General features: G+C 42.3%; 13 protein-coding genes. 10 read left to right on the top strand and 3 right to left on the bottom strand.

The features are described from left to right. Positions 1 to 243 precede the first annotated feature (243 nt). The 4 genes from MusilaSJ_RS06755 (at position 244) to ligD (ending at position 5,623) form a co-directional block, all read left to right on the top strand. The gene (locus tag MusilaSJ_RS06755; protein WP_274989277.1) at positions 244 to 888 is read left to right on the top strand and encodes a carbohydrate-binding family 9-like protein; all 645 of its coding nucleotides are present in this window, start codon (positions 244 to 246) and stop codon (positions 886 to 888) included. 31 nt (positions 889 to 919) lie between these two features. Beyond that, positions 920 to 2,215: a sugar MFS transporter gene (locus MusilaSJ_RS06750; protein ID WP_274989276.1), complete on the top strand. Its 1,296-nt coding sequence runs from the start codon at positions 920 to 922 to the stop codon at positions 2,213 to 2,215. Positions 2,216 to 2,712: 497 nt separating this feature from the next. After that, positions 2,713 to 2,889: a DUF3606 domain-containing protein gene (locus MusilaSJ_RS06745; RefSeq protein WP_274989275.1), complete on the top strand. Its 177-nt coding sequence runs from the start codon at positions 2,713 to 2,715 to the stop codon at positions 2,887 to 2,889. Between the two features lie 7 nt (positions 2,890 to 2,896). Next, on the top strand, positions 2,897 to 5,623 hold the full coding sequence (gene ligD, locus MusilaSJ_RS06740; protein WP_274989274.1) for a DNA ligase D: 2,727 nt from the start codon (positions 2,897 to 2,899) through the stop codon (positions 5,621 to 5,623). Positions 5,624 to 5,974: 351 nt separating this feature from the next. On the opposite strand, the gene MusilaSJ_RS06735 is transcribed toward ligD, so the two are convergent. Next, entirely contained in the window at positions 5,975 to 6,481 is a 507-nt protein-coding gene (locus MusilaSJ_RS06735; protein WP_274989273.1) for a hypothetical protein, read from the bottom strand. Positions 6,482 to 6,690: 209 nt separating this feature from the next. Here MusilaSJ_RS06735 and msrA point away from each other — a divergent pair, with 209 nt between their 5' ends. From msrA to MusilaSJ_RS06720, 3 genes are all read left to right on the top strand, one after another. Further along, positions 6,691 to 7,299 (top strand): peptide-methionine (S)-S-oxide reductase MsrA, encoded by a 609-nt coding sequence (msrA, locus tag MusilaSJ_RS06730; protein WP_274989272.1) that lies wholly within the window; start codon positions 6,691 to 6,693, stop codon positions 7,297 to 7,299. Continuing rightward, on the top strand, positions 7,299 to 7,817 hold the full coding sequence (msrB, locus tag MusilaSJ_RS06725; protein WP_274989271.1) for a peptide-methionine (R)-S-oxide reductase MsrB: 519 nt from the start codon (positions 7,299 to 7,301) through the stop codon (positions 7,815 to 7,817). The genes msrA and msrB overlap by 1 nt, the downstream gene beginning before the upstream one ends. Before the next feature lie 146 nt (positions 7,818 to 7,963). Continuing rightward, on the top strand, positions 7,964 to 8,995 hold the full coding sequence (locus MusilaSJ_RS06720) for a class I fructose-bisphosphate aldolase (RefSeq protein ID WP_274989270.1): 1,032 nt from the start codon (positions 7,964 to 7,966) through the stop codon (positions 8,993 to 8,995). Between the two features lie 47 nt (positions 8,996 to 9,042). On the opposite strand, the gene MusilaSJ_RS06715 is transcribed toward MusilaSJ_RS06720, so the two are convergent. Beyond that, positions 9,043 to 10,140, bottom strand: coding sequence for an alginate lyase family protein (locus MusilaSJ_RS06715; protein WP_274989269.1), 1,098 nt, complete (start codon positions 10,138 to 10,140; stop codon positions 9,043 to 9,045). Between the two features lie 7 nt (positions 10,141 to 10,147). Continuing rightward, positions 10,148 to 11,710 (bottom strand): M20/M25/M40 family metallo-hydrolase, encoded by a 1,563-nt coding sequence (locus MusilaSJ_RS06710; protein WP_274989268.1) that lies wholly within the window; start codon positions 11,708 to 11,710, stop codon positions 10,148 to 10,150. A gap of 206 nt (positions 11,711 to 11,916) precedes the next feature. Here MusilaSJ_RS06710 and MusilaSJ_RS06705 point away from each other — a divergent pair, with 206 nt between their 5' ends. From MusilaSJ_RS06705 to MusilaSJ_RS06695, 3 genes are all read left to right on the top strand, one after another. After that, positions 11,917 to 13,203 (top strand): esterase-like activity of phytase family protein, encoded by a 1,287-nt coding sequence (locus MusilaSJ_RS06705; protein ID WP_274989267.1) that lies wholly within the window; start codon positions 11,917 to 11,919, stop codon positions 13,201 to 13,203. 440 nt (positions 13,204 to 13,643) lie between these two features. Continuing rightward, entirely contained in the window at positions 13,644 to 16,835 is a 3,192-nt protein-coding gene (locus MusilaSJ_RS06700) for a SusC/RagA family TonB-linked outer membrane protein (protein WP_274989266.1), read from the top strand. 106 nt (positions 16,836 to 16,941) lie between these two features. Then, the gene (locus MusilaSJ_RS06695; protein WP_274989265.1) at positions 16,942 to 18,480 is read left to right on the top strand and encodes a RagB/SusD family nutrient uptake outer membrane protein; all 1,539 of its coding nucleotides are present in this window, start codon (positions 16,942 to 16,944) and stop codon (positions 18,478 to 18,480) included. Positions 18,481 to 18,536: the final 56 nt, after the last annotated feature.

Raw genomic sequence — 18,536 nt, 5'->3', positions numbered from 1 at the left:
GTTAGTACAAGGTAGCTAATTATTAAGCAGAACTGAAAGAGAAATTGCAGGTGGTTCTCCGGTAAGTACAAGGATTGAAAAGTTTTTATATTTTTTTAATAAGTAAATAGAGATTATTAAATAATTTATAAACTTTTTGTTTATTTTGGTAGAAAAATTAACATTAGCGTATTAATTCTGCATGAATCATTGATATGGGATGCGCTTTTAGTAAATTGAAACTAAACATTTTATAAAATAACAGTGAAGGAAGTTTACGCCCCTTTTATTCCGGGTAGTTACAATGAAAATAACCTTGATGAGCTATCGGTTTTGCTCGAAAAAGGAAAAAAGTACGCTATCGATAATCTTTTATGGAGTGATTCCGGGTATTTTCCATCAGTTAATTTTTCAATAGGCCATACCGAAAATGGTATCGCTCTAAAATATTTTGTCGGGGAGCAGTATACACAGGCAACTTACAAAACAGTAAATGATCCGGTTTATAAAGATAGTTGTGTAGAGTTTTTTACAGGTTTTGGCAAGGATGACAGTTACTACAACCTGGAATTTAATGCCCTTGGAACCGCATTGGTTGGCTTTGGTAAAGACCGTAACGGGAGGGTGGCTATACCTGATGATAAAGTGAGTGGCATAAAGTCGTTAAGCAATATCAATTGGGCCCGGGATCCGGCAGGTTTTAATACATGGGAGTTAACATTATTGATACCTTTTGATGTTTTTTTTTATCACGATATTAAAACATTGAATGGGATTATTAGCCGGGCAAACTTTTTTAAATGCGGCGATGACCTGCCCGAACCGCATTTTATAAGCTGGAGCAACATAGATAGCCCGGTGCCTGATTTTCATTTGTCACAGTTTTTTGGTACGATAAAATTCATTTAAAGTAAAATACCTCTAATTAAAATAACACACTATGGCCCAGGCAACAAGTTCAGTAATCGAATCGCCGGTAAAAAGATCAGCGATAAACCCCATTGTAATTATCGGCGCTTTATTTTTCATTTTTGGTTTTGTAACCTGGATGAACGGAACGCTTATTCCTTACTTAAAGATAGCGTGTGAGCTAAGTACCAAGGAAGCTTATTTTGTAACCACAGCTTTTTATATTGCTTACGTTGTTATGGGTATTCCCGCCGGGAAAACCATCAAAAAGTTTGGATTTAAAAACGGGATGGCCATAGGCTTGTTTGTAATGGCCATAGGCGCATTGATATTTATCCCCGCTGCAATGACCCGTACTTACGGGGTATTTTTAATAGGCCTGTTTGTTCAAGGCACCGGACTAACTGTGTTGCAAACTGCTTCAAACCCCTATATCACTATTTTGGGGCCTGCCGAAACTGCTGCTCGCCGGATCAGTATCATGGGGATTTGTAACAAGATTGCCGGCGCTTTAGCACCTGTTATTTTGGGTACAGTGGTACTTGCCAATATTGATTCGATAACCGAAAAGCTTAAAACTTTGAGTGCAACAGAAAAAGCACTGGAGTTAAATGAGCTGGCATCAAGGGTGATTATGCCTTACAGCATCATGGTGGTAGTTTTGATTTTGCTGGCCATCCTTATTTATTTCTCGTCATTACCCGAGATCAACACCGAGCATGAAGACGAAACCGTAGCTGCCGCAAATACCAATAAAACAAGTATTGTACAGTTTCCGCATTTGATGCTTGGCGTAGCAACCCTGTTTGTTTATGTAGGTGCCGAAGTTATCGCAGGCGATTCAATTTCACTTTACGGCACTTCTCAGCATATCCCATTATCAACAGCTAAATTTTTTACATCATGTACTTTGATCTCCATGATTGTTGGTTACCTGGTTGGTGTTTTCTGTATCCCGAAACTGATCACACAACAAAAAGCGTTGGTAGCTTCGGCAATTTTGGGTATCATTTTAACCATAGCAACATTGTTAACCCACGGCTATGCATCGGTATTTTGTATTGCATTGCTTGGTTTGGCTAATTCGTTAATGTGGCCTGCTATATGGCCGCTGGCATTGGCCGGTTTAGGCCGCTTTACTAAAATAGCATCTTCATTATTGGTTATGGGTATTGCAGGCGGCGCTGTTTTACCCCCGCTGTACGGCTATTTTTCGGAAAAGTTTTCGGCGCAATCTGCCTATATTTTACTCATCCCTATTTACTTGTTTATCCTTTTTTATTCCACCATAGGGCATAAGGCAGGCAGGCAAAACATGAAAGCCTGATCGTAACATTCCTTTACGCGTTTTATCTAAAAGCCTGAGAAGCGAAACTTCTCAGGCTTTGTTGTTTGAACCTGCCCTGAATGCGATTTTAAAAACTGTTTATAACACCAGTAAAGGGATTGGTTGTTTACCACTAATAATCGTTATATAATCGTCGATGCTCGAAATATAGTCAATTTTAATTTAGTTGTATTGATGTAATTTACTGGTAATTAAATGGTTGATAAATGGCACGCAGTATGCATAAGTTTTACAACAAACCGAATTAAAGTATCTAAAAAAACAACTATGGAAATGTTTATATTCTGGGTAAGCCACCTGGTATTGCTTGCCTGCCTTGCTATACTGGTTTACATGATGATGCCAAACTACGCCGAACAAAGTGACGGGTGGGAGTAAGAATAGGCTGATTAATAAATTTTATTACAATAATTTATTAATTAATAATCAAACCTTTAATTGGCCGATCTGTTAATATATCAATCATAAAACTAATCATGAACAACAGGAACAAAACCGGATTGCCTGACAACAGCCTCATCAATACCAGCGAAAGTTATGAGGTTGAATACTGGGCAAACAAATTTGGTGTTCGCCCGGAAAGGTTAAAAACAGCGGTACGTGCCGTTGGAAATTCAGCCGCTGCAGTAGCCAAATTTTTGAACAACAAATAGCACCACTATGAGCCTGGAAAAGTATGCAGAAAAACGCGATTTTAGCAAAACCCGTGAGCCTAAAGCGGGGAGGAGCAAGGACAAAGACCACCTGATGTTTGTGATCCAAAAGCATGATGCCTCGCGTTTACACTATGATTTCAGGCTTGAAATGAATGGCGTGCTGAAAAGCTGGGCTATACCCAAAGGCCCCTCAACCGATCCTAAAGTTAAGCGCCTTGCTATGATGGTTGAGGATCATCCTTTTGACTATCGGAATTTTGAAGGTCTCATCCCCAAAGGTGAATATGGCGGCGGTACCGTTATAGTTTGGGATGAGGGTACTTATGAGCCCATTGAAGAGATCAAAGGCAAAAAAGCACAAGAAAAATACCTGCTTAAACAACTCGAGGCCGGCTCGGTAAAGATCAAGCTGCATGGCGAAAAGCTGGAGGGTGAATACGCCCTTGTTAAAACCCATGGTATGGGCGAAAACGGCTGGCTGCTGATTAAGCACAATGATCAATTTGCGTCGGTTAAAGATATTACCAAAAAAGATAAATCTATTCTTTCTGGCAAAACCATTGAAAGTATGGAAAAAACCAGCGAAAAGGTTTGGCAGCATGGGCATGAAGAGGATGTAGAAAAGCCTGAAAAAACAGGTAAAAAAAAAGTCCTAAACGAACCCGTTGAACAACTGGAAAAGAAAGTAGACACTAATGGTACGGAGGATTTTGATGTTGAGCAACTACTAAAAAAAGCCCCTGAATCAAGAGTGCCAACTAAGATAAAGCCAATGAAGGCCACCCTTGTAGACGAGCCTTTTGATGATCCCGATTGGCTTTATGAGGTTAAATGGGATGGCTACAGGGCCATTGCCGTGATCGACAAGAAAGGAGCGGAGCTGATTTCCCGTAATAATCTTCCTTTTGATAAATATTATCCAATTAATAAACTGCTGAAAGATTGGCAGATCAATGCTGTAATTGATGGGGAGATCCTGGTATTGAATGATAAAGGTGTCTCCGATTTTGGAGCGCTGCAAAACTGGCGCAGCGAGGCCGATGGCAATTTGGTTTATTATGTTTTCGATATCCTTTGGTACGAGGGCAAAAACCTGATGGGATTGCCCCTTAAACAACGCCAGGCCATTCTAAGTGCGGTTCTTCCCACCAATGACGAGCGCATTCGTCAAAGCAAAGTTTTTGATACAGGCGGGATCGAATTTTTTAACGCCGCCGAAAGAATAGGGCTGGAGGGTATCATCGCCAAAAAGGCCAGCAGTGTTTATACTTCCGATCTTCGCTCAAAAGAGTGGCTCAAAATAAAAGTGCAGCGCAGGCAGGAAGTGATCATTGCCGGCTTTACCAAAAACGCGGGCACCTCCAAATCGTTCAGCGCGTTGGTACTTGCTTTATATGATGATAAGGGCAAACTGCAGTATGCCGGTAAAGTGGGTACAGGCTTTTCTGATAAACTGCAGAAAGAAATGATGGAGCAATTTAAGCCGCTTATTACCAATAAAAGTCCGTTTGAGGTGGAGCCTGATGTGGATAAGCCATCAAGGTTCAGGCCGCAGCGCTTAGGGGCTAAGCCCACCTGGCTTAAACCAGAATTGGTTTGCGAGGTGGCATTTGCCGAAGTAACCGGCGATGGAGTGTTCAGGCAAGCCTCTTTTAAAGGGATGCGTAGCGATAAAAAAACAAAAGATGTTGTACTGGAAACTCCGAAACATACCGCCGAAACGGTTGAGGAAGCCGAGGGAGCTGATAATGATACACACGCTAAAGCCATTAAGCCCGTGAAAAATACTGACCGGAAAACCCTGCTTAATCCTAAAGATGAAACCCAGGTACGCAAAATTTGCGGACATGAGCTTAAATTTACACATCTAAGCAAAGTTTACTGGCCCGAAGATGGTGTAACCAAGCGGGATATGTTCAACTACTATTACCAGGTCGCTGAATATATCTTACCTTATTTAAAAGACAGGCCAATGTCGCTTAACAGGTTTCCTAATGGCATTCATGGGCCAAGTTTTTACCAAAAGGATGTGAAAGGTAAGGCCCCCGATTGGATTACTAAAACTTTCCCTTACACCACCAGCGAAGGGGAACATAAAGAATATTTGGTAGGCTCTGATGAATCTTATTTACTATGGATGGCATCACTGGGGTGCATCGAAATGAACCCCTGGTTTAGCCGGGTGCAATCGCCGGATAATCCTGATTACTGCGTGATCGACCTTGATCCGGATAAAAACACGTTCGACCAGGTGATCGCGGCCGCTTTGGAAGTAAAAAAAGTATTGGATGCTGTAGATGTGCCTGCATACTGCAAAACATCAGGTTCAACAGGCATGCATATTTATATCCCGCTGGGGGCTAAGTATGATTATGACCAATCACAGATGTTTGCGCGGCTCGTAGTGGGCATTGTTCATAAACAAATTCCCGATTATACAAGTTTGGAGCGTATGGTAGCCAAGCGAAATGGTAAAATGTACCTTGATTTTCTGCAGAACCGTCCGGGAGCTACCATTGCCGGCCCATATTCATTAAGACCAAAACCGGGTGCTACCGTTTCCATGCCCCTGCATTGGGACGAAGTGAAACCCGGCCTCACCATGAAAGATTTTACCATTTTTAATTCCATTGACCGCCTTAAGGAAACCGGCGACCTTTTTAAGGGTGTACTGGCAAAAGGCATCGATCTGGAAAAAACTATTAAGAATGCGAAGAGTGTGTTTGAGTAGAATTTAATAGATTGTGATGCTGAGTGTTTAAACCCGGAGGCCTCTGAAGGTGAAATGACAAAAGATGGCCTGTCAGTCTGAGCCTGTCGAAGACTCGCGCGCAGAGGCCTGCCCGCCATGCTTCGACGGGCTCAGCATGACACCCGTTTTAAGTTGTCATGGGTGGGAACGAAGCATCTTCTTCGCCCTGTATAGCAGTTTTGCTTATCGAAGAAGATCTTGTGCTATCGCTGCCATTGACAAGTCGGCAATATGCTGATTATCAGATACAAAAAATGTCATCTGCAATGCGATCATTTGTGCGCAAATAAACCCTACCCAGGGCGACAATCGGTTAAATTCAATGCTGTTTCACGCCACAGCAGCCGATAGTATTATCCCATTATGCGCATTCACTACACCGTTTGCATAGCCATTATTATCTATGAACATCTTTTCGTTCTCTATCAGGAAATGGGCTCCGCCAACAAAGAAATTTCCTTTAATGGTTAATACATGATCAGGATGCTGCGCGTGGATCTCATTCAGCACATGACTTGATAAACCGCCGTATTCATGCGGATCGAACTGATAAACATCCAGCACCGGCTCGGCATGGCCGGGTTGAAATACCTTAATACGGCCTTTGGTTACATCAAGGCGTATATTAGCGCTGTTTTCATTGGCGTTAGCACTTATCCTGATAGTTTCGCCGTTAGGCGCGTTGATATTGGCCTCGATGGTAAGCACTTTGCCCTTTTGCTCATTATAAAATGAAAGGATCCTCAAAAACTCAATATTACTAAGCCCATCGCTATAAGTAAGCGTATTTTGCTCGCACAAAAATATGGTAGTCCCAAAAATGAATGCATGTTTCATGACGGAAATTTTAATTGGTTAATTGATATTGATACAATTAGCAAAATCTCAAAATGTTTTAAATTTCCATTATTCTTTCAAAGTAAAACAGCGTGTTTTGTCAAACAACTATCACAAAGCATTAAAGTGGTAACTTTGTTCAACGCTAACCATGTTTTTTACGTTAGTTACTATAAAATACGCATCGTATTAAAACCTATATGTTATACATGAAAAAAATAACTTGTTTCATAGCTGTACTGTTAACGGCTTGTTTCTCCGTGTCAGCATCTGTCTCTAAAAAAGCGTTAGACACCGCCACTTTTGCTACAGGGTGCTTCTGGTGCACCGAAGCTAAATTTCAGCAGTTAAAAGGGGTTGAAAAAGTAATCTCCGGATTTTCCGGCGGGCATGTGGCTAACCCATCTTACGAGTTGGTTTGTACCGGTACAACCGGTCATGCAGAAGCCTGCAATATTATCTACGACCCAGCAAAAATTACCTATGATGAATTGCTGGCCGCATTTTTTGTGGCGCATGACCCAACGCAATTAAACAGGCAGGGTAATGATGTAGGCACACAATACCGGTCGGCTATATTTTATCATAACGCCCGGCAAAAGCAAAAGGCCCAATATTACATCACGAAGCTGAACGCCGAAAAAGCCTATAAAGATCCGATCGTAACACAGGTAGTTCCATACAAAGCTTTTTACAAGGCCGAAGACTATCACCAGAACTATTTTAACCAGAATGGCAGCCAACCATACTGTAAATATGTGATCCAGCCCGAACTGGAGAAGTTTAAAAAAGTGTTTAAAGATAAACTGAAGCAATAATGAAAGCGGTATATTTCATAGCAGCGCTGTTGTTTTTTACAACGGGAGTGTTTGCGCAGCAAGTAAAGACAATAAAGGGGCACGAAAACAATCCCTATTATTCCAATACCGATACAAAACATTTGAATGTATCAAATGCCGAGTGGAAAAAGATCCTGCCGCCTGCTTTGTACGCCACAGCAAGAGAACAGGAAACCGAACGCGCGTTTACCGGTAAATACTGGAACAAGGATACTAAAGGCACTTATTACTGCGCGGTATGCGGCAATAAACTTTTTCGCTCAGATGCCAAATTTGCAAGCGATTGCGGCTGGCCAAGTTTTTATGAACCTGTGCGCAAAAACAGTGTAATTTATAAAGAGGATAACTCGTACGGCATGCAGCGTACGGAGGTGATCTGCGCCCGCTGTGATTCGCACCTGGGGCATATATTTGATGATGGTCCGCCGCCAACACATAAAAGGTTTTGTATGAACTCCGTTTCTCTTGATTTTGTACCTGAGGGGTTTGGACTGTAAGCCAGTGTGACAATTATTAACGACCCGTTCGTTACATCAATTTACCCGCTAAAGTCATCCACAAGTAAACCTGCAATATTCCCTTTGCCGCTTAAAACAAGTATGAATTAACTTGTGTTATTCAGCAACAATCAAGCAAATGACTTATGGAACTGCAAAGCCTGAAAAATATCGCAAAGCAGCTGATGGCCGGTAATAAAGGCCTTTTGGCAATGGACGAAAGCACCGCTACCTGCAACAAACGTTTTAAAGCACTGAATATCCCGCAAACGGAAGAGTACCGACGAAAGTATCGCGAGCTGATTGTGACTACGCCGAGGCTTGAGGAAGCCATTAGCGGTGCTATTTTGTTTGATGAAACCATAAAACAAAGCACCACGGATGGTAAGCTGTTTGTCGATATATTGAAGGAGAAGGGAATCATCCCCGGCATTAAGGTAGATGAAAGCGCGAGGGACATGGACGGCTTCCCCGGCGAAAAAATAACCGAGGGGTTGGATGGTTTACCGGAGCGCCTGGCCGAATATTATAAAATGGGCGCCCGTTTTGCCAAATGGCGTGCCGTTATAACCATAGGTGAAAATACCCCGACAAGTGGAAGCATCAAAGCCAATGCTTTTCTGTTGGCCCGCTACGCTGCCATATGCCAGGAAGCCGGGATTGTCCCTATTGTGGAGCCCGAAGTTTTAATGGACGGGGATCACTCGCTTCAAACTTGTGCCGAAGTAACCAACGAGGTTTTGCATACCGTATTTAATCAGCTATACCAACAAAGGGTAAATTTTGAGGGTATGATATTAAAGCCCAATATGATAGTGCCTGGTATTAAAGCTGCCCAACAGGATAGTGCTGATGTGGTGGCCGATGCTACCATCAATTGTTTTTTACGCTGTGTGCCTGCTGCCGTGCCCGGTATCGCGTTCCTTTCGGGCGGACAATCTCCCGAACTGGCCTCCGAACGGTTAAACGCTATGCATGTACGCTTTAAAGATAAAATGCCCTGGGCATTAACTTTTTCATATTCAAGGGCGGTGCAGCAGCCTGCCTTGGAGAAATGGGGCGGTAAAGATGAAAATATTGAAGAGGCACAAAAGCTGTTATATGAACGTGCCCATATTAATACAGTAGCCCGTGATGGCAAATATACGCCAGAACTGGAGAAGCATCCGGTAGCATAAAACAAAAACGCCGCCTTTTTTCGGGCGGCGTTTTTGTTGGCTTGTTTTTATAGCCCCTTAACTTTGTAATGGGTATAGGTAGTAAAACCTAAAAAGGTATTGTCGATAGGGACACCAAGCGGTGCTTGTAAATCTCTTAAATATTTTAAGTTACCGGTATTGTAGTAGCCATAGGCAACCTCAACTCCCGGAAAAATCCGGCTGTTTAAGTTGCAGTAATCGCAGCCGGTTTTTTGCTCGTAGGCTTTCCGCATAAAATCATATCCAAGACTGATGTTTTTATTGCCGATCTCCCATAAACTGCTATCTCCCCTTATTTTGGCGATGGCAGCAGCATACGCATAGGCCGTTAGCGAATATTGGTAATGAACGCAATCTTTACGCACGCAAAGCTCGGGCAGGGTACCATCTGGCTGAATGATGTTGGGCAACTCCTTTACTAAAAGATCGTAGCCCTCCCGGTAAGCTGTCTCGTCATTTAAAAACACGCCAATAGCCATTTTTGCATAACCTGCTGATGCATCCCAGTTGTTTTTATAATCGGGGATCTTGTTGATGTAATTATCCTTTACATTGATAAGATATTTATTAAACTGCTCAATGTCAGCGGCCGTCCATCCCGCAGATTTACCCTTAACTTTATAATATCTGATAATCTCGGCGGAAGCAACAAAACTTGGGGTAGTCCATGACGCTTCCAGGTCGGGCTGGTTGGGATTGGTTTTTCCTTCCAGCAAGCCATACTCCTTGAAGGCATATGCCCAACCGTTAAGCAAGCCAATCGCCTTTTTTGCATAATCAGCGTTACCGGTAGCAGCCCAGGCCAGCGCGAAGGCGTACACCAGCTCGCAATCTTTTCTGATCTGCGTTTTTGACGGTGATGTAGCCCCATTTGAACCTACAACGATGGTGGATGGGAACGACGCCGGGTACTCATGATCTTTAATAAAATCCAGCACCTTTTGGTAGGCTGCGGTGCGCATTGTATCACCGGCCTTTAGTTGTGTGCTGATGAGGTCCAAACTGCCCCTGGTATTTAAAATACCAGGGTGCACAAATCTGGTTTTATTGTTTTCCTGTGCCTGCAAACTAAAGCTAAAGAGCAGCAACAGGAATGTAAATAAGGCCGTTTTATTATATCTCATCCTCAGTCTACTTATCCAATCCGCCCCGGCGCGTTGCCTTAACCTGTGCCGGCCATTTAATGCCTTCGGTTTTAGTATTAACGGTTTTTTGTGGATCTTCACTTGCCATGTAAACCATGATTGCAGCTAAAATGGCGTTGTTTTTCAGATCGTCAAAAACAACTTTATCATAAGTATCGCGGTTGGTGTGCCAGGTATATGATCCGTACGACCAGTTAAGTGAACCCAAAGAAAAGCCAGGCGCACCAACAGCTACAAACGATGCAAAATCAGACCCGCCACCGCCTGGCTGACCAGGAAATACAGTTTTGATCCGGTTTTTGATAGTATCCGGTACAGCGGCAAGCCATCTGCTTAAATAATCCTTAGCTTCAACAAAGCCCTGGCCGGTAAGGTTTACCACGCGGCCGGTGCCGTTATCCTGGTTAAACAGGGCTTGCAGATTGCTAACAATTTCTGGATGGTCTTCAACAAAGGCACGTGAGCCGTTCAGACCTTCCTCTTCGCTGCCCCAATGGCCTACCAGTATGGTACGTTTTGGATGCGGATAGAATTTTTTAAGCAGGCGCATCGCTTCCATCATGGTTAGGGTACCTGTACCGTTATCGGTAGCGCCTGTGCCGCCATCCCACGAATCAAAGTGAGCGCTCAGCATTACATACTCGTTGGGTTTTTCGCTTCCTTTGATTTCGGCAATGGTATTAAAGGTTGGCACTACGCCTAATTCTTTTGATTCACAATGGATGCTGATCACCGGCTTGTTGCCCGATTCGCTCAAGCGGTAAAGCATACCATAATCTTCTAATGCAATATCAACCGTAGGGACAATTTTGGTATAGGCAGCAAAGATCTTATCAACCCCAAAACCTGCCGACCAGTTATTGGTCAGGATACCTGCCGCGCCGGCATTTTCTAATGCTATGGGCAAAGTTTTATTGGTAAACCCGGTTTTGCTGATGCGTTTTTTCCAGGCATCGGTTTGGGCGGTGCGTTCGGCTTTCATTTTGTCAAATGATTCCTTCAGGGCAAACTCCTGCCAGTTATAATCGGGCCTGCCGGTTGGCTGCAGCATGGAGATCATTACAAATTTACCCTTTACATTGGGGAGCCATTGTTGAAAGGCTGCTGAGTCAGCCACGTCCGGCAGAATAATTACCTCGGCAGTGGTGGTCTTTTTACCCATGCCCGGGCTCCAGGCCAGTTGGGTGCCTTCTAAGGATTTTACCCTTGGCGATACCATATCAATATGCGAGATCCCTCGTTCCCAGCCGCGCCATTCGCCCCATTTTTCGTTTTTTGCCTGGATGTCCCAGCTTTTGTATTTAGCAACTGCCCAGTCGTTTGCCTGTTTCATTTGCGGCGTACCAACCAAACGGGGGCCGATACCATCAAACAGCTCATGCGCCAGCTTTTCCAGTTGAGAGTTGGTGGTTTCTTCGGTCATGATGCTGTTAATAACCGGGTTAGTTGATTGTGCCGAAGCTATGCCGCTGCAAAGCAGCATGCCCAAAACAAAAGGCCTTGCCTTGTTCCAAAGGTTGTTGCAGGTATAATGGTAAATATGTTTCATAAGGTTAAAAATATGAAAAAGCGGACGAGGTAATACGTTTTATCTTAAATGATATTGGTAAGTAACATAAATATTGCAAAATGTTGAGTTGTTGACATGTTAAGATTTAATAGAATTTGTACCTGTAGGTTAAATTATTGTTATAGAATTAACAATAGGTTTATATATGGCCGATTCCTTTGTAAAACTAATCGATCACTTATCAAATGAAAAAACAATTCCTTAGCGTCATCGCGTTATCCGCGGCGATCCTTTCTTCCTGCCACGATGATAATAAGATAAATCCATTCAGTTATCCTGACATGGCCGAGGCGCAAAACCCGGCTATCCTTTTCACCACTGCCGACGGTGTAAAGGTTTATAATGGCGGCTTTGGATCGGCAGTGGCGGCAGATCCCAATCAGAAAGATGTGTTTTACCTGCTTACCGACCGTGGCTCAAATGTGGCCGGGCAGACGGCCAATTCCATCATCATCGGTAAACCAGATTTTGATCCGCAGATAGGTAAATTCAGGTTAAAGGATGATAAACTGATACTGGAACAAACCATAGAGTTAAAAAACGCTAACGGAGGAAAATTAAATGGTTTACCAAACCCCGCCGGAATGGGAGCTTCGGGCGAAATTCCATTTGATCTGAGCGGAAATCAGTTATCTCCAAGTGCTGATGGTATTGATTCGGAAGGTTTAGTTTTGGCAGCCGACGGTACTTTTTGGGTAAGCGATGAATATGGTCCGCATATTGTTCACTTTGATGCCGGCGGCAAAACCATCGAACGCATTAATCCTTTCGGTACCGGAACTGGCGGCCGTAAAATTCCCGCGGTATTTGCCACCCGCAAAGCTAACCGCGGTATGGAAGGGTTAGCCATAACACCCGATGGCAAAACACTGGTGGGCATGATGCAATCGCCAATGTATAATCCATCTAAAGCAAAGGTTGCTAATTCAACTGTATTGCGCATCCTTACCTTTGATATTGCAACGGGCAATACAAAACAGTATGCTTACCTTATGGATAATACTTCATTAACAGGCGTTAGCGATATAACAGCTGTTAATGCCAATACATTTTTAACTATTGAACGCGACGGTAAGTTCGGAGGTGCACCTACCGATCCCGCTACGTTCAAAAAAGTATTTAAAATAGATATCAGCAATGCTACCGATATGTCCGATCCGGCCAATGGCGCCAATGGTAAATTGTACAGTGGAAAAACTGTTGAAGAGCTTAATGATTTAGCCGGTTTGCAGGCCGCCGGTATTACCCCGGTTACCAAAACACTGGTGCTCGATTTGCTTAAAGATTTGCCAAAGGTATACCCCCATGATAAAGCCGAAGGGTTGGCTTTATTACCCGGTAATATCCTTGCTATATCAAATGATGACGATTTTGGTGTTGTTGATAACAGTAAAAATGGTTTTGCAGCTAAAATCCTACCTGCTACCAATTTGGTTGACAGGAACAGGATTTATTTTGTGAAGCTAAAATAAACAGCAGCTTTAAATTTAGGAGGCATTCCGGTATTAACCGGGATGCCTTTTTTATTTACGGAGAATAATATAGCCAATGCGCCTTATCGAAAGCTATTTTCCCCGGAGCATGATTTTCAATTTCAATGGAAATTGTTGTTAAAATAACATTTATAAACTGAGCAATATTTAACGTTAACGGATACTATTTTAACAAGATTTTGCTGGTTTATTGCATGTTTTTGTCTTTATTGTTTTTTAAGATGTTGATTTATAGATTATTAATTAAAAATTAAGCGTTTTTTTGCTTGTGTTAAAATAATACAAAAAACCACTCATATCGTATTACAATCGATTGTTATGTCTAACTACATTTACTTAGCATATAATCTCTCCTGGCAATAATTGTTAAAAAGTGATTATATGCGTTAAACCAATTTTAACAAATTAAAGTAAAACGTATGAGAGGAAAACTACGTATCAAAAAAGTTGTGGCTTTAATCTGTACAAGTTTATCATTCGTGTTGATAAGCCTGTCGGGGCATGCCCAAAGTAAACTGATTACCGGTAAGATCACCGGTTCGGACAACGGACTACCTTTGCCGGGTGTTACCGTTAAGATAAAAGGGAGCACACAGGCTGCGGGTTCAAAGGCCGACGGTACTTATTCAATAACTGCAGGGAGTAATGAAACGCTTGTTTTTAGCTTTGTTGGCTTCTTAAACCAGGAGATTGCAATAAACGGCAGATCGGTTATTAACGTATCACTGGTGCCCGATAATAAAACACTGACCGAGGTAGTTGTTGTGGGTTATGGTACTACTAAGCGTAAAGATTTAACGGGTTCGGTTAGCTCGGTTACTGCCGAGCAAATTGCTAAAGTGCCTGTTACCGCTTTAGATCAGGCTTTACAGGGGCGTTCATCAGGGGTACAGGTTACCAACAATGACGGTGCACCGGGTGGCGGCGTTAGTGTATTGATCAGGGGGATAGGCAGTTTGGCGAATAACGACCCCTTATATGTTGTTGATGGTTATCCTATTACCGGCGGCCTTAATAATATCAATCCAAATGATATTGCATCAATTGACATTCTTAAAGATGCTTCAGCTACCGCTATCTATGGGGTTCGTGCATCAAACGGTGTTGTAATTGTTACTACTAAAAAAGGAAAAAAAGATGGGGGTGCGCAGGTGTCTCTTGATGCATATGCTTCGCTTCAATCGAGGCCCAAAACATATAAGGTGTTAAACGCACAGCAATGGGCAACGTTGGCTAATGAAGTTCATGCTAATGAAGGATTTACAGAATTGCCGGAGTGGAGCAATCCATCAGCTTTACGGAGTGTAGACTGGCAAGACGCAGTTTATCGCCAGGGACTAAAACAAAATTATAATTTGGCTATTCGCGGTGGTAATGATAAAGTGCAGTCAGCGTTCTCGGTTGGGTATTATAATCAAAAAGGTATTGTATTAGGTTCATATTTCAAACGAATAAACTTAGGTACAAACATTGATTATAGCATTAACAAATGGTTAAAGTCATCCACAAGCGCTGTATTTTCAAGGCAAAATAGTAACAATCCATTCGGAACAGGTTCTTTGTCACAACTGAGTGAACTGATCCCTACTATAACAGGTAACAAACTTACCGATCAAATTAAAGATGCCAATGGCAATTACGGTTACTATAACCCTGTAAATATCTACACTAAAAGCTGGAACAATCCTGTTTATACCATTGAAACACAGGATTCAAAAAACGCGACAAACTATTTCCTGGGTCATAGTTCGTTAGAAGCTACTTTGATTGAGGGTTTAAAAGTTAAAACAAGCTTTGGTATCAATACTACGGATTTTTCCAGCCATTACTTTACGCCGTCTGATACCCGTGCAATTCAGCAATATGGTGTAGGCAACCAAAGCAGCATCAGCTTTTATTCGCAAAATGCAAGCACCACTTATGAGTGGTTATGGGAAAATACCATTTCATACACTAAAACCTTTGGCAAACACAGTATTGATTTTGTTGGTGGTGTGTCTCAGCAAAGCAATACAGTTACAAACATTGGTGGCAGCGGTAATGATTTACCAAGTAACGCCATCAGGGACTTATCGCAGGTTAAAAATCTTGTTGCCTATGGTGGAAAGCAGACCTATACGCTTGCATCGCAGTTTGGCAGGGTAAGTTATAAGTTTGCAGATAGGTATCTGTTAACTGCTACGGTGCGCCGGGATGGCTCTTCGAGATTTTACCAGGGAAATCAATACGGTGTGTTCCCCTCTGGTTCGATAGCATGGAAAGCCAAAGAAGAATCATTTTTAAAAGATGTTAACTGGTTATCAGATCTAAAGTTTAGAGGTGGATACGGTAAAGTAGGTAACCAGTCAGGTATTCCTTTATTCAGGTATTTAGCACGTTATACATCAGGCGGGCCAGCCGCTTCAGGTACTAACGTAGGATATCCGTTTGATAAAACTTATCAAAATGGTTTAGCTTTATTAAACCTTGATAATACCAATTTGAAATGGGAAACATCCAAACAAACAGATATTGGTATGGATGCCGCCTTTTTAAACAACAAGCTTACGCTAACTGTTGATTATTATAAAAAGGATTCTAAAGATTTCTTATTAAATATCCTTACCCCGGCACAAACAGGTTTTACAAGCGCTGCTCAAAATGTGGGTAGTATAAGTAATAAAGGGTTTGAATTTGCTGTTAACTACAGGAATTCAGTAAGGGATTTTAATTATGGGATTGGTGTTAACATCACTACAGTAAGCAACAAGTTGTTGAGTATCAATAAGAATACTAAGTTTATTACAAACCTTGTTAACCTGCCATTAAATGCAATGGGTTGGTCAACCTTCAGCCAAACAAATATAGGACAGCCGGTAGGCGAGTTTTATGGTTACCAGGCTTTAGGGATATTTCAAACCCAGGCAGAGATAACCGCATTAGATTCAAAATCGCCTACAGGGCATTATCAGGGTACAGCTTCCCAGCCAACTAAACCGGGCGATCGTAAGTTTAAAGATGTAAACGGCGATGGCCAGATCACTGCTGATGACCGCGTTAGTTTGGGAAGCCCGATCCCCAAGTTTTATGGAGGTATGAACATTGATCTTTCTTATAAGGCATTTGATTTTAACGCGTTCTTTTACGGAAGCTATGGCAATAAGATCTTCAATTACCAGGAACGTAACCTGGAAAGTTTCCAGGCGCCGGGATTTGTAGGTGTTGAAAATGTTAGTTTACAATATTATCAAAACCGCTGGACGCCAACTAACCCATCAAATCGTTATGCAAGGGTTACTTATAATGACGATATCAGTGCCAATAACGTTGCATCAAGCGTTTATGTGGAAAATGGCAGTTACCTGCGCTTGCGCAATGTTACTTTAGGATACACATTGCCATCCGCTTTAACTAAAAAGTTCTCTGTTACAAAGATCCGCTTCTATATAGCAGCTCAAAATCTGTTCACAATAACCAAATATACCGGGCTTGATCCTGAAATTGGACAAGCTACCGGGACGGATCCGAATAACAATAATGTATCGACCACCAATCCAACGGCTTCAGGTATAGATCTGGGAACTTATCCTTCCTCTAAATTTTACACTTTAGGTTTAAATGTCACTTTTTAACTAACATTTAACATAACAGTAAAACATGAAAATAAATAAAAAATATATATACATATTGTCAGTAGGACTGGCTGTGTTACTCCCGTTAAGCTGTAAAAAGGGATTCTTGAATCAAACAGATTCTCAGAATCCTACAGCACAGGTTTTATTTGATAAGCCTGAAGACGGTATAGCGCTTGTTAATGCAATTTATGATACGTATCAAAATGCGGACTTATTAAAGAAATCTATCTGGTATTATGCCAACTTTCAGTCGCACGACTTTTTTAACTGGGGTGCGGATCGTTTTTACAACACCTATGCAATTCCTTCAACCTTTGGTGCTATCGAAGTTTTCTGGACACGCGCTTATGTTGGAATTGCCCGTGCAAACTCTGCTTTGCCTATCATTGCGAAAATGAAAGCCAAGGGCATTTTAACAGCGGCCCTTGCCGATAGGCTGACCGGCGAAGTTTACTTTTTACGAGGAATGACGTACTATTACCTGGCAGCAAGTTTTGGTGGTGTTCCTTTGGAGTTGAAAGATGGTACCAACCTTGGTTTAACGGCACGTAGTACACAAGATCAGGTATTTACGCAAGTAGTATCTGACCTTACAGCAGCTACCGGTTTATTGCCATGGAAGGAAGATTTACCAACTTCAGAAACTGGCCGTGCTACTAAAGGGGCTGCCCTGGGTTATTTGGGTGCAGCACAAATGTGGCTTAAAAAATATGCCGATGCATTAGCGTCATACAACCAGTTAATAGGAAAATATACCCTGCTTCCTAACTTCATTGATGTAAATGAATACGACAAGCAAAATAATGCCGAATCACTTTTCGAGGTACAATTTGATGTAGCAGGAACCCAAAGCTGGGGCGCAAGTAATGAAGTGGCATGGATCAGCACTTTTGGTATGCCCGAAGAGGTAACCAACTTTGGTTATGATTATGCCAACTCGGCTTTGGCTGGTTCTTTCCAGACTGGAGATTTGCGCAGAATTGCCACCGTGATAGGCCCCGGCGATGAAAACCCAAGCCCGGGTATCAAAGCAAGGGGAGGCATAAAATCATATCCTTTAGTGATTGCCGGTTTTGCAAGTACCGACCCGGCTGTTAAAGCAAAATATACAGGTGATGATGGAAAGATCATCAACACATGCGGTACAAAAACACGTCCTTGGGTTGGTTCTGATAACACGCAGTTGAGAACCGGTTATTACAACGAAAAATTCTGGAGAGACCCTACATTGGTAGGTAACTCAGGCGATCAAACCATATTTGGTGCTCAAAACCAGATACTGTTACGTTATGGCGAAGTTTTGTTAAGCAAGGCTGAATGCCAGGCCCGCACAGGCGATGCCGCTGGTGCGTTGGCTACCCTGAAACTGGTTCGTGACCGTGCTTTTGGCGGCTCAGCACCGTTAACTTTCATTAGCGATGGCAAAGTCATAACTGATCCTTTACAAATGATTTACAGTGAATACAGGCATGAATTATCTGGTGAATATTCAACTTTTTATGATTTGAGGAGAGCCGGTGTAGCTACCGAATTTGTTAAGAATGTGTACGGCGTAACTATACCTGCCGGTCGCGAATTGTATCCTATCCCTCAGTTTGAAATTGGCCTTAATCCCAATTTAACTCAAAACCCGGGCTATTAATATTGTTTATCTTGCTAAAAGGGTTTCTTCCAATCGGGAGAAACCCTTTTACTATT

The sequence above is a fragment of the Mucilaginibacter sp. SJ genome (assembly GCF_028993635.1).
Classification (GTDB): Bacteria; Bacteroidota; Bacteroidia; order Sphingobacteriales; family Sphingobacteriaceae; genus Mucilaginibacter.
Note: the sequence above shows the minus strand (reverse complement) of the source record. Positions and strands in the feature narration are given on the sequence as shown.

What these genes read in the sequence shown, in the direction of transcription:
- MusilaSJ_RS06750 (WP_274989276.1), top strand. Translation starts at nt 920, where the DNA reads ATGGCCCAGGCAACAAGTTCAGTAATCGAATCGCCGGTAAAAAGATCA.
- MusilaSJ_RS06745 (WP_274989275.1), top strand. Translation starts at nt 2,713, where the DNA reads ATGAACAACAGGAACAAAACCGGATTGCCTGACAACAGCCTCATCAAT.
- ligD (WP_274989274.1), top strand. Translation starts at nt 2,897, where the DNA reads ATGAGCCTGGAAAAGTATGCAGAAAAACGCGATTTTAGCAAAACCCGT.
- MusilaSJ_RS06735 (WP_274989273.1), bottom strand. Translation starts at nt 6,481, where the DNA reads ATGAAACATGCATTCATTTTTGGGACTACCATATTTTTGTGCGAGCAA.
- msrA (WP_274989272.1), top strand. Translation starts at nt 6,691, where the DNA reads ATGAAAAAAATAACTTGTTTCATAGCTGTACTGTTAACGGCTTGTTTC.
- msrB (WP_274989271.1), top strand. Translation starts at nt 7,299, where the DNA reads ATGAAAGCGGTATATTTCATAGCAGCGCTGTTGTTTTTTACAACGGGA.
- MusilaSJ_RS06720 (WP_274989270.1), top strand. Translation starts at nt 7,964, where the DNA reads ATGGAACTGCAAAGCCTGAAAAATATCGCAAAGCAGCTGATGGCCGGT.
- MusilaSJ_RS06715 (WP_274989269.1), bottom strand. Translation starts at nt 10,140, where the DNA reads ATGAGATATAATAAAACGGCCTTATTTACATTCCTGTTGCTGCTCTTT.
- MusilaSJ_RS06710 (WP_274989268.1), bottom strand. Translation starts at nt 11,710, where the DNA reads ATGAAACATATTTACCATTATACCTGCAACAACCTTTGGAACAAGGCA.
- MusilaSJ_RS06705 (WP_274989267.1), top strand. Translation starts at nt 11,917, where the DNA reads ATGAAAAAACAATTCCTTAGCGTCATCGCGTTATCCGCGGCGATCCTT.
- MusilaSJ_RS06700 (WP_274989266.1), top strand. Translation starts at nt 13,644, where the DNA reads ATGAGAGGAAAACTACGTATCAAAAAAGTTGTGGCTTTAATCTGTACA.